This window comes from Streptomyces sp. NRRL WC-3742 (assembly GCF_000720635.1).
Taxonomy (GTDB): Bacteria; Actinomycetota; Actinomycetes; order Streptomycetales; family Streptomycetaceae; genus Kitasatospora.
Genome location: NZ_JOCF01000037.1, coordinates 55,037 through 66,719 on the forward strand (window position 1 = coordinate 55,037; position 11,683 = coordinate 66,719).

The following is an 11,683-nucleotide window of genomic DNA, read 5'->3' on the forward strand; positions in this document are numbered from 1 at the left end:
CTCATCGTGCCGGGTGACCAGCCCGGAGACCCTGACCATCCCAGCAGTGACGGGAAGCATGACCACCGATCTCACCTGGCGGGTGTTCCACACCCGCCATGACCTGCCCCGGCCCCAGACCCCGGACCGCTACGACATCGAGCTGAACTCCTACTTCACCAACAAGCTGGTCGGCTCGCCCGAGGACACCCAGCGGGCGGTCGCCTCCGACCTGAAGTTGTGGCTGACCTTCCTGTGGGTCAGCCGGAACCGGAAGGACTGGCGGGAAGCGACACCGGAGGACCGGGCCGCCTACAAGCAGTGGCGCACGGCGGACCCGCGCGGCCCGCACGTGGACTGGACCACTTGGGACCGAGAAGTGGCCACCGTCAACGCCTTCTACAACTGGGCCGTCCACCCCAGGCGGGCGTACGCGACCGAGAACCCGATCCTTCAGCGCGAGGCCCGCGCCCATCCCTCGCAGGGACACCGCGCCACGGTCATGACCCCGGCGGAGTCCTCCCACACCGGGCCGCGCAACGAAGTCGTCTGGCTCCCCCCGGAGATGTACCGCACCTGGCGGGACGTGGGGCTTCGCGGCTACACGCCCGCCGGCCTGCCGGACCGCTCCTTCCGGGGCCGGTTCGCCACCCGCAACGCGACCTACTCCGACCTGATGATCCGCACCGGAAATCGGCTGTGCGAGCAGACCTCGCTGTCGCTGTTCGAGCTGCCGCACCAGGTGCCGGGCAAGGCCAACATCCGCACCTGGCTGCCCGCGGCGATCGCCAAGTACGGCTCCGCCCGGTGGATCTACATGCCGTCGTCCTCGCTGAAGGCGACGTGGGACTACGTGGAGGAGGAGCGGGCCGAGGCGGTCGAGGCCGCCCAGGACGCCGGGCTGTACGACCGCATCCGCGACCCGTTGATCGTCACCGACCGCTCCGACCCGTTCGTCGTGATCGACGGCAAGCGCGTCGGTGTGGACCGGCTCGGCCACGCCGAACGGCTGCGGCTGCTGGTCGAGACCCGCGACGGCCTGGAGCCCGCCGCGCTGTGGCTCAACGAGCAGGGGCTGCCCAGTGCCCGCTCGTGCTGGCAAGGGGTGTTCAAGGCCGCGAACCGGCGATGCGAAGTCCATCGCCTGAACCTTCGATGCCACCCCCATGCGCTGCGGCACAGCTTCGCGGTCATCACGCTCGAACAGCTCTGGCGCGGTCACATCCAGGACATGGCCGCCCTGAACCCCGGCCAGCGCCGCACCCACCAGATGGTCTTCGGCGACCCGCTCAACTGGGTCCGTCTCAGGCTCGGTCACCGAAGCGTCGTCACCACGCTCCGGTACCTGCACGCGCTGCAGGAGCTGGAGATGGAGACCCGCCTGGCGCTCATCCCCCAGGACTGGGAGCCCGTCGCCGACCCCTCCGACCTCGACGATCCCGCCATGGAGGCGACGCCCGCATGACCGAGACCACCACCGTCCGCCGGGCCGGCGCGTTCGCCGAGCTCACCGGACCCGCCTCGCTCGACGTGCGTTTCGTCGGAGCCGACGGCACCGAGGCAACTTTCTCGTTCGCCGACCTCCCGTGCCCCGGCCTCCGCTCGGACGTGGCGGCGGCCTTCCAGACCCGGCTGGCCACCGGAGAAGTCACCGCGGTGAAGACAGCGACCTTCTTCTACGGCTCCGTCCGGCTGTTCCTGACCTTCCTGTCCGAGCTCACCCCCGAGCCGGTGGGCGTCGCGGACCTCACCCCCCAGCACATGCGGGCCTTTCACGGCTTCCGCGCCGACAGCACCACGGTGAAGACCCGCAACGGCAGGCTGTGGGACGCCTGCCGGCTGCTGCGGCACGTCAGCCCGGTCGACAAGCTCACCCACGCCATGCGGACCTACCTGTCCTACTCGCGGACCGCGGCCAGGTGGGAAGGCATCCCCGGAGACTTCGACCCGATCGGCGAGGACGCCGGCGATCCGCTGCGGGTCCTCTTCACCGCACCCGACGGCCGGCGGCGGCTGTTCGACTTCCGCGAACTGCCGCTGCCCGCCCTGCACGCCGACCTCGCCCCGTCGTTCACCACGCTGCTGTACCGCAACGGCCAGCCGCTGGCGATGGGCACCGCCCAGCACCTGTGGGCCATCGTGCGGCGCTTCCTGGTCCACCTCACGACCCTGGAGGAGCCGCCGGCCTCCATCGCCGACGTGCTGCCCGCCCACCTGGAGCCGCTGTGGCTCGCATGGCGGCAGCAGCGGATCGAGCGCCACGCGGACTTCGACTCCCACACCCTGCGCAACGTGCTGGGCAACGTGCGGCCCTACGGGCGGCTGTCGGAAGAGCTGCGGCTCGACCTGGAGCAGGCGCTGTGCGCCCCCGGCGCTGAGACACCCGAGCCCGAGGCTCCCCTGCCCCAGGTGATGCTCCCGGCGCCGCGTCCGGGCCGGGGTCGCACCTCCGCCATGCCCACCGGCCCCTACCAGGCCGATGCCCCCGCGCGGGAAGGCACCGGTGGTCTGACGGTGCCTTTCACCGGCGAGGACGGCCGCCGCAAGGTGTTCGACTTCACCGGCATGGCCTTGCCCGCCTTCCACGCGGAGATCGTCTCGGCGTTCGCGGCCCGCACCGGGCCAACCGGCGCGTTGCGCACCGTCGCCAGCGCCGACAACTCGTTCGGCGCCACCAAGCGGTTCCTCGCCTTCCTGGACACCCTTCCGCAGCGGCCCGCGACCCTCGGCGACCTGACCGTCCGCCACCTGGACCGGTTCCGCATGCACCGGCTCCAGACCACCGGCAACCGGGGCGCCATGAACGACCAGATGGCGATCCGTCTCCTGCTGCGGCACATCACCCCCTTCGATGTGCTGTCGCAGGATCTGCGCGACTACCTCGGGCACCCCGACCTGGGCCGCGGGTTCCGGGACAAGAAGACGATGGTCCCCGGTTACTCCGACCGCGAGTTCCGGGAGCTCATGGCAGCCGCTCGCACCGAGGTGGTGGCCATCCGCGACCGCATCCGCAAGGGCGAGCGTCTGCTGGACGCCTTCCGTACCCGGCCCGACACGCTCACCCCGGAGGAGTACACCCTCGCCTCGCACCTGGACACCATGGACCGCACCGGCCACGTCCCGCTGGTCCGCACCGATCTGAACCGGCCGGTCCTGGAGGGCCGTCTGCGGCTCGCGCGGCACCTGTTCCTCACCCAGGCCGACCTCGCCCCGCTGGTCGTCCTGGCGGCGGGCCTGTCCGGCCGGAACGCCGAGACCATCAAGGACCTGCCCGCCGAACACCGGCTGCTGGACGGCCAGGCGGTCGCGGTGAACCTCGTCAAGCGCCGGCGGGGCAAGACCAACAGCCGCGAGACCGTGCACTGGGAGACCGGCGGCAGCGCGTCCCGCCAGTTGCACACCCCGGGCGGCTTCTACCTCCTGCTGCACCAGCTCACCGAACGCAGTCGCCGCTTCTCCGGCTCCACCCGGCTCTGGTCGATCTGGGCCGGGACCAGCGGCCGGCGGGGCGCCAACTGGGACACCAAGCTGGCCGCTGTCGGGCATATCGACGCCTTCGCCCAGCGGCTCTCCCGGACTATGAACCTCAAGGGCCTCGCCGAGCGGCACGGCCTCACCGACGACAGCGGCAACCCGCTGCCGATCTCCCTCAACCGGGTCAAGACCACCGTGGAGGTGCGGCACACCAAGGCGATGGGCGGCCACCTGCCCTCCGCGTCCAGGACCAACACCCTTGACGTCTCCTTCGCCCACTACCTGCAGGGCGACCCCGTCGTGCGGGAGTGGGCCGACGAAATCCTCACCACCGCCATCGACGAGGCCGAGCAACAGGCCCGCAGTCACCGCCCCGCCGTCATCACCCCGGCCCATCAGCTCGCCCAGGCCCCGCAGCAGATCGCCGCCAGCCTGGGCACCAGCCCTGAGACCCTTCACCGGGCCCTGGGCGGCGAGCTCAACACCGTCGTCAGCTCGTGCCTGGACATCCTGAACAGCCCGTTCAGCGACGGCGTGTGCGACGTGTCGTTCCTGACCTGCCTGCGCTGCCCGAACGCGCTGATCACCCATCAGCACCTGCCCGCGCTGCTGGCGCTCGTCGACGAGCTCGACCGTGCCCGCCAGACCATGCCCATCGACGCCTGGGTCACCCGGCACGGTCGCACCTGGCTGTCCCTGACCCGCCTGATCCTCCCGCAGTTCACCGACGCCGAACGGGCCGAGGCCGCCAAGGCCAAGCCCGCCACCCTCGGTCTGGACCTCCTCGACGGCCCCAAGGAACTTGGATGACCACCGCCACCGCCCACGCCCTTGCCGGACACCACCTGGACGACGAGCTCGTCCTGGCGGTCCGCCCCCTGACCGCCGACGCCGACCTGGGCGCCACCTCCCGCTTCCGTGACGACATCTGGGACCTGAGCCCGGCCCTGCACATGGCCCACCAGCGGCTGCTGAAGCTGAACTTCACCTCGCTGCCGCCGCGCTTCCGTATCACGGCCAAGGAGCTGTTCTTCGCACTGCTTCGCAACGACCACCCCTACGGCGAACGCGAACAGCGCATCCAGACCGTCCACAGCCTCTTCAGCCGGGTCAAGGCGTTCCTGCTGTGGGTCGACGAACGCGGCGTGCGGACGCTGAGCGAGCTCGGCCAGGACGACTTCGAGGCGTACGACCAGCACGTCACCACCCTCGGCGTGTCCGCCAGCGTCATGTCCACCAAGCGGGCCGCCGCCCGCTCGCTGTGGCTGTACCGGAGCAAGCTCAGCGGTGACACGCTCTCCAGCGACCCGCAGATCATCTGGGAGGACTCCCCAGCCGGCGGCACCCGCCCCTCTCAGAACCGCAGCGGCGAGAACCGCACCGCACGCATCCCCGAGGAGGTCCTGTCACCGCTGCTGACGTGGGCCCTGCGCTGGGTCGAGGACTTCTCCGACGACATTCTCCGGGCCCAGCGCGAATGGCTGGACGCCCACACGCAGACCAACACGCCCGACGGGATCATCGACGGGACCACGCCGTTCGAACGGCTCACCTCGGTCCTGGACCGCTACCGCGCGGCACGGCGCCCGTTGCCCCGCCTCACCCAGCAGGTGCTGCAGATGATCCCCAAGGCGTTGGACCTCCACGCCAACGTCTCGCACCTGGCCCGCGAGGCGAACATGCACGTCAGCAGCGTCAAGAAGCAGGGCGTCTACCGGGATCTCGTCCGTGACGTCGCTGCAGAGCTCGGCGTGGACGACGCCTACTGCTGGGCTGAGGTCCAGGGCCTGCTTGATGGCAAGCCCTGGCTGCCGGCAGTGCGCTGGGACGACATCACCGAGTACGTCCGGCTCCTCCAGGCGGCCTGCTACATCGTGATCGCCTACCTCTCCGGCATGCGCGACAGCGAGGTCAAGCACATGAGGCGGGGCTGCCTGACCATCTGGTGTGACGACGAGGGCCGCCCCGTCCGCCACAAGATCACCAGCCGGGCGTTCAAGGACGAGGTCAGCCCCGAAGGCGTCGAAGCCACCTGGGTCGTCAACGCCGCCGCCGCCAAGGCGGTCCACGTGCTGGAGGCGCTCCAAGCCCCGGACATCGACCTCCTTTTTGCCCTGCCGCCGACCTCCCGTTTCCACCGCCGGACCCGGGCAGGCTCAGTCCAGACCAGCTCCACCACGGTCAAGGCCATGACCAGCTTCATGAAGTGGATCAACGGCTACTGCCAGGAGCACGGCCGCACCGATGGCATCCCGCAGGTCAACGGTCGCACCTGGCAGCTGGAGAACCGCCAGTTCCGCCGCACCCTCGCCTGGTCAATCGCCCGGCAGCCGGGCGGCTCGATCGCCGGCGCCATCCAGTACCGCCACCACTCCATCCAGATGTTCGAGGGATACGCCGGCACCTCCGCCTCCGGGTTCCGGCCCGAGGTCGAAGCCGAGGCGGCCATCGCCCGCGGCGAGAAACTCGGCGACATGATCCTCAACCCGGCCCCGCAACGGCTCACCGGCCCTGCGGCCGAGGAGGCCGAGTCCCGTCTCGCCGCCATGGAGGGCGAAGTGGAGTTCCTCGGCAAGGTCATCACCGACCGCAAGCGCCTGGACAGGTTCATGCGCCGCAACGACCCGCACGTCTACCCCGGCGAGTTCGTCACCTGCGTCTACAACCCCGACCGTGCGCTGTGCCGCCGCGAGGCCGCCGGCTCCGGCCCCTCCCTATCCGACTGCCAGCCGCTGAAGTGCCGCAACGTTGCCCTCACCAATGACAACAGGGCCGCCTTCACCACCTGGCTCGGGCACCTGGAGACCACCCTGGCCAACGCCACGGCGCTCGCCCCGTACCCACGCGCCCGCCTCACACAGCAGCGGGACGACATCGCGCAGTTCCTCGCCGACAACGACACCCCCAGCGCCAAGGAGGAGACCCAGTGACCCAGCCGACGCTCACCGAAGACGCAGTCCGCACCGCCATGAACATCGTGCTCAGGGAGGCCCGGGAAGCCGGACGCCGCCCGACCGTCTCAGCGGTCGAGCGGCGCCTGGGCGTCAAACACGCCACGTTCTACCGGAACTTCCCCCACCTCATCGACTGGTTCAAGCAGGAGCTCCACGACCAGGCCCCTGCGACCGAGCCGGACCGCGAACCGCGCAAGACCCCGAACGAGATCATCACCGACCTCCGCCGGGAGAACACCCAGCTTCGCCGGACCGTCGCTGTGTACGCCGAGGCGCTCCGCCAGCTGACCCTCGACTACGAAGAGTCACGCAGTCAGGCGCACCAGAAAGCCGGCGTGACCACGCTCGCCAGCCGCCGTACGCGGCGGCCAACGACCACCTGAAAGGGTGATGGACTTGTCCGCACTCGCATAAGCCAGGCAGAGCAGGAAGCGGGCCGGGAGCCTGAGCGATCCGGCCGAACGGGCGATCACCACCTCGCCCGACTCCAGCGGCTGGCGCAGGGCGTCGAGCACTCGGACGGGGAACTCGGGCGCCTCGTCCAGGAAGAGGACGCCCCGGTGGGCCAGCGAGACCGCGCCCGGTCTCGGCAGGCCGCTGCCGCCGCCGACGATCGCGGGCATCGTCGTGGAGTGGTGCGGGGCGCAGTAGGGCGCGGTGTCGATCAGCGGGCGCCCGACCGGGAGCAGTCCGGCCACCGAGTGCACGGCGGTGACCTCCAGGGCCTCCTTCTGGGTCAGCGGCGGGAGCAGCGCGGGCAGCCGCTCCGCCAGCATGGTCTTGCCCGCGCCCGGCGGGCCCTTGAGGTAGAGGTGGTGACCGCCGGCGGCGGCGATCTCCAGCGCGCGTCTGGCCTCGTACTGGCCCGCCACGTCGGCCATGTCGAGGCGGGCGCGTTCCTCGCGCAGGCCCCGCACGCCGGCGCTGGGCAGCATCAGGCCGGCCATCAGCGGGTCCGGCCGGCCCCGGCCGACCGGGTCGGGCGGCTCCTCCGGTACGGGCGTGCCGCTGAGCACGGCCACCAGTTCGCGCAGGCTGCGGACGCCGACGACGGTGATCCCGGGGACGAGCGAGGCTTCGGGCGCGGTCTGCTCGGCGACCACGACCCGCTCGTATCCGGCCTCGGCGGCGGCCAGCACCGAGGGCAGCACTCCTCGGACGGGCCGGACCCGGCCGTCCAGCCCCAGCTCGCCGATGAGCAGCAGTTCGGCGATCGCGGACGGGTCGAGCCGCTCGGCGGCGGCCAGCACGGCGCAGGCCACCGCGAGGTCGAAGCCGCTGCCGCTCTTGGGCACCGAGGCGGGGCTGAGGCCGACCGTCAGCTTGCGCTGCGGCCAGGCTTCGCCGCTGTTGCAGATCGCCGCCCGAACCCTGTCCCGGGCCTCGGTCAGCGCCTTGTCGGGCAGGCCGACCAGGGTGAACGCGGCCACCCCGGGCTCCAGATCGGCCTGGACCTCGACGATCACCCCGTCGACGCCGACGAGCGCGACGGAACACGTGCGGGCGAAGGCCATCTCAGACCACCCCCCGCAGGTGGTCGACCAGGGCGGCACCCCGCGCCCTGTTGACGACCGCCACCAGGTCGATCCGCACGCCCCCGGGCGGGGCGGGCGGCCACCGCGGGTCGGCCGGCCCGGGGTCGTACCCGGGCCCGGCCAGCCGGGCGAAGTGCCCAGGCCAGCGTTCGGCGAGCCAGCGCTCGGCCAGGCGGCGCAGCCGGGCGGCCTTGGCCCGGTCGATGGCCTCGCCCGGCTGTTGGAAGCCCCGCTCGGAGCGGGTCTTCACCTCGCAGACCGCGACGGTGTCGCCGTCGAGGGCGACGATGTCCAGCTCGCCCTCGGCGCAGCGCCAGTTGCGGTCCAGGATGCGCAGCCCGTCCTCGGTGAGGCGGCGGGCTGCGACCCGCTCCCCGTAGCGGCCGAGCGCGAGGGTGTTGGAGACGCCGGTCCGGACGGCGTCTGTGGTGTCCGCGGTGTCTGCGGTGTCTGCGGTCTTCTCGATGGTGTTCTGCACGGTGACCACCTCCGCGGAGGAGGCTGCACCGTGGTGCGCGCCGGAGCAGGGAATTACCGCTTCCCTGTGGATAACTCGGGCGCGTTGATATTGCTATTCACCCTCAGGGGTGACAGGCCCTCCAGAGGCCGAATTCCGCTGGACAACGCGGCCGGATGTGGTTCAACGTCGGCGGCGTCAGTTCCCGAAGCCGGACTCGTCCGAGGGCAGCTCCAGGTCGCTCTTCGCGAGTTCCTCGATGTTCACGTCCTTGAAGGTCAGCACCCGGACCTTGCGGACGAACCGGGCAGGCCGGTACATGTCCCAGACCCACGCATCCGCCATCGACACCTCGAAGAACACCTCGCCCTGGACCGAGTGCACCTGCAGCTCGTAGTCGTTGGTGAGGTAGAACCGTCGCTCGGTCTCGATCACGTACTTGAACAGGCCGACGACGTCCCGGTACTCCCGGTAAAGCTTGAGCTCCATCTCGGTCTCGTACTTCTCGAGATCTTCGGCACTCATCCAGGCGTCCCCTCAACTCGTCAACGTCCACCCATTGTGGACCAACGCACCCACGCTCAGAGCCGTACCGGATCGACCGGCGGGCCCTCGGCCAGCAGCCGGGCCAGGAAGTCCGCCAGTCCGGCCGGATAGACCGTCTCGGCGGTCGCCCTGAGCTCGTCGACCGTCCACCAGCGCGCGCCGAGCAGAACGGCGTGCTCGTCCTCGGTCATGCCCGAGTGGTCCAGCTCCGTCCGCGCCGTCCGGGCCAGGTGGAACCACTGTTCCTGTTCGTACCGCTGCCCCTGATAGGAGAACGACACCGTGCCGTACGCCACCAAGGGCCCGAAGGCCACTCCCCGCAAGCCCGTCTCCTCGACGAGCTCCCGCTCGGCGGCCTCCCGGAAGCCCTCCCCGGGCTCCAAGCCGCCGCCGGGCGTGAACCACCACGTCTCGTCGGGCTCCGCCGGGTCCTGCCCCAGGAAGAGCAGGATGCGGTCCTGCCCGTCGAGCAGCAAGATCCGCGCGGCCTTCCGCCGTCGTGCCGTCATGGCGTCCCTGCACGCTCCTTCCGTCCGCGTGGGCGGCGCTCACGATCCTGCCACCCGGCGGGTGCCCGCGGGGCGATGTTCGCCACAGCGGCCGGAGCGGCGGGCCCGATCGGGGGCGCCGCCGTCAGGGGTGCCCCGGTCAGGAGCACCGTGGTCAGGAGCGCCGCAGCCGGCGGGCCAGGCCCGCCACCCCGCCCGCCGCGCAGGTCAGGACGATCAGCGCCGCTCCGCCGACGGTCGCGTACGCGGCGGGCTCCAGCGGCCCGGGCGCGCCGGCGCTCGGGCCCGCGAGGCCGTCGAAGGCGGTGGTGCGGCGCAGCAGCGCCGTGCGGCCGAAGGGCATCACGGTGGCCTCGACCCTGGCCTCCACCCCGTCGGCCGGGACGGTCCCGCCGTCCACGTCCATGTGGGTGCGGGAGTCGAGCGAGCCCTCCCGGTTGTCACCGAGCAGGAACAGCCGCCCCTGGGGCACCGTGACGCTGAAGGAGTCGCCCTTGGGAGCCTGCTCGGCCAGGTAGGGCTCGTCCACCGGCTTGCCGTTGACGGTCAGCCGGTTGTCCTCCCTGGTGACGGCCACGGTGTCGCCGCCGACGGCGACGACGCGCTTGACCATGAGCTGGCCGCCGGCCCACGCCTGGTCCCGGAAGACCACCACGTCACCCCGGCCGACCTCGCCGCCGCCGACCTTGCGGCCGAGCACGGTGTCCCCGATCCGCAGGGTCGGGTGCATCGAGGCGGTGGGGATGTCGTACGGCCGGTAGTCCACCGCGATCAGGGCGAAGCCGCCGATCATCAGCACCAGCCCGAGCGCGATCGCCACGCCCTGGAGCACCGCCCACGCCCGGCGGGGCGAACGGGCGGGCGCCTCGGGGCGGTCGTCGGCCGTCTGGTCCACGACACTGCTCATCGACACCCACCTCTGACCGACCGGAGAACCCCACTGGCGCGCCGGGGGCACGGACGGAGAAGCCGGCGGGCCGTGGCACGTCCGAGCAGATTACTCGTCGGTACCACGGCCCGCGCAAGAGCCGGGGAGAACCCATTCGACCCCGGGTCCGGCCTCAGGACTCCTTGCGGCGCTGCGCCCGCGCCCGGGTCCGACGCACCAGCGGGACCAGCGCGATCGCGCCCACCGTGGCGAGAGCCGGGGGCGCGGCCGGGCCGGTCGCCGCCGCCAGGCCCTTCTGGTCGAAGGTGTCCGGCACCGGGAGCGTCGACCAGTGGGAGACGGGCCAGGCCACCACGAAGGCGCGCCCGATCACGTTGTCCACGGGAACGGTCCCGCCGCCGGGCTGGTCCTGGTGGTAGCGGGAGTCGAGCGAGTTGGAGCGGTGGTCGCCCATCACCCAGATCCGACCCTTGGGCACCTTCACCGGCGGGAACGGCATCGTCCCGCAGGCGGGGTTGCCCTGGAAGACGTACGGCTCGTCGAGCGCCACTCCGTTGACCTTCAGCGGCCCGTTGCCGTCGCACTCCACGGTGTCCCCGCCGACGGCGACGACGCGCTTGATGAGGTCCTTCTCGTTGGCGGACGGCATCAGGCCGACGAAGCTCAGCACGTCCTGGACGCCCCGGACGAAGGAGTTGTCGCTCTGCTGGGCCGGCTCGTCGCCCAGCCAGCCGCCCGGGTCGTGGAACACCACGACCTCTCCGCGCTCGGGCTCGGCCCCGAACCAGGGGGTGAGCTTGTCCACCAGGACGCGGTCCCCGACCTGGAGCGTGTTCTGCATCGACTCTGACGGAATGGAGAACGCCTGGACGAAGAAGGTCTTGATCACCAGTGCGAGGACCAGTGCGATGCCGACCAGGATCGGCAGTTCCTTCCAGAAGGAACGCGGCTTGCGCGGCTTGGCCGCCTCCTCCGGTTCCGGGTCGGAGCCGGATCCCGAGTCACCCGCGGGCGCGGCCGCCGGTTCGGGGTGCTCCCGGGAGCCCTCCGCGCCGTCACCGTGCTCGCCGTGCTCGCCGTGCTCGTCCGCGGTCTGGGCCGCCTGGTCCTCGGCCGCGGCCGAGGGCGCAGCGGACTCGGCGGACCGGGCCGCCCGGCGGCCGGAGCCCTCCGGCTCGCCGGCGCCTGATCGGGCGCCGATCACCACATCCCCCACAACGTCTCCTCCCAGCTGTGCGGACGCCCGCGCGCCCGCTCTCACAGTGCCGCACAGCGGGCACCACGCTCGCCATGGCCATGAACGCCTCAGGGCTGCCCACGACAGGCTCCCCCGACACCAA

The 11,683-nt window shown here is 71.4% G+C and carries 9 protein-coding genes and 1 pseudogene; 4 read left to right on the forward strand and 6 right to left on the reverse strand.

Annotated elements, in window-relative coordinates:
• The first annotated feature begins 58 nt into the window (after positions 1-58).
• The 4 genes from IH61_RS0121160 to IH61_RS46105 are packed head-to-tail and all read left to right on the forward strand — an operon-like array spanning position 59 to position 6,790.
• Positions 59-1,444 (forward strand): site-specific integrase, encoded by a 1,386-nt coding sequence (locus IH61_RS0121160; RefSeq protein ID WP_051837598.1) that lies wholly within the window; start codon positions 59-61, stop codon positions 1,442-1,444.
• Positions 1,441-4,263 (forward strand): hypothetical protein, encoded by a 2,823-nt coding sequence (locus IH61_RS0121165; RefSeq protein WP_031072096.1) that lies wholly within the window; start codon positions 1,441-1,443, stop codon positions 4,261-4,263. The genes IH61_RS0121160 and IH61_RS0121165 overlap by 4 nt, the downstream gene beginning before the upstream one ends.
• Complete coding sequence (locus IH61_RS0121170) at positions 4,260-6,383, forward strand: hypothetical protein (RefSeq protein WP_031072098.1); 2,124 nt, start codon at positions 4,260-4,262, stop codon at positions 6,381-6,383. The genes IH61_RS0121165 and IH61_RS0121170 overlap by 4 nt, the downstream gene beginning before the upstream one ends.
• A complete protein-coding gene (locus IH61_RS46105; RefSeq protein ID WP_107057196.1) occupies positions 6,380-6,790 on the forward strand; it encodes a hypothetical protein in 411 nt (136 codons plus the stop codon). The genes IH61_RS0121170 and IH61_RS46105 overlap by 4 nt, the downstream gene beginning before the upstream one ends.
• A gap of 30 nt (positions 6,791-6,820) precedes the next feature.
• Here the strand turns inward: IH61_RS46105 and IH61_RS41175 are convergent.
• From IH61_RS41175 to lepB (IH61_RS0121205), 6 genes and pseudogenes are all read right to left on the reverse strand, one after another.
• Positions 6,821-7,921: pseudogene (locus IH61_RS41175) on the reverse strand (YifB family Mg chelatase-like AAA ATPase); the annotation flags it as partial.
• Between the two features lies 1 nt (position 7,922).
• Entirely contained in the window at positions 7,923-8,420 is a 498-nt protein-coding gene (locus IH61_RS0121185; protein WP_420713989.1) for a YraN family protein, read from the reverse strand.
• A 177-nt stretch (positions 8,421-8,597) separates the two neighbouring features.
• Positions 8,598-8,924, reverse strand: coding sequence for a DUF2469 domain-containing protein (locus tag IH61_RS0121190; RefSeq protein ID WP_030056781.1), 327 nt, complete (start codon positions 8,922-8,924; stop codon positions 8,598-8,600).
• Between the two features lie 56 nt (positions 8,925-8,980).
• Positions 8,981-9,454, reverse strand: coding sequence for an NUDIX hydrolase (locus IH61_RS0121195; protein WP_031072103.1), 474 nt, complete (start codon positions 9,452-9,454; stop codon positions 8,981-8,983).
• A gap of 154 nt (positions 9,455-9,608) precedes the next feature.
• Positions 9,609-10,361 (reverse strand): signal peptidase I, encoded by a 753-nt coding sequence (lepB, locus tag IH61_RS0121200; protein ID WP_234327274.1) that lies wholly within the window; start codon positions 10,359-10,361, stop codon positions 9,609-9,611.
• Between the two features lie 154 nt (positions 10,362-10,515).
• Positions 10,516-11,559, reverse strand: coding sequence for a signal peptidase I (gene lepB / locus IH61_RS0121205; RefSeq protein ID WP_031072107.1), 1,044 nt, complete (start codon positions 11,557-11,559; stop codon positions 10,516-10,518).
• Positions 11,560-11,683 lie beyond the last annotated feature (124 nt).

Coding starts and splice junctions, on each gene's coding strand:
- IH61_RS0121160 (WP_051837598.1), top strand. CDS start 59: ATGACCACCGATCTCACCTGGCGGGTGTTCCACACCCGCCATGACCTG.
- IH61_RS0121165 (WP_031072096.1), top strand. CDS start 1,441: ATGACCGAGACCACCACCGTCCGCCGGGCCGGCGCGTTCGCCGAGCTC.
- IH61_RS0121170 (WP_031072098.1), top strand. CDS start 4,260: ATGACCACCGCCACCGCCCACGCCCTTGCCGGACACCACCTGGACGAC.
- IH61_RS0121190 (WP_030056781.1), bottom strand. CDS start 8,924: ATGAGTGCCGAAGATCTCGAGAAGTACGAGACCGAGATGGAGCTCAAG.
- IH61_RS0121195 (WP_031072103.1), bottom strand. CDS start 9,454: ATGACGGCACGACGGCGGAAGGCCGCGCGGATCTTGCTGCTCGACGGG.
- lepB (WP_234327274.1), bottom strand. CDS start 10,361: ATGAGCAGTGTCGTGGACCAGACGGCCGACGACCGCCCCGAGGCGCCC.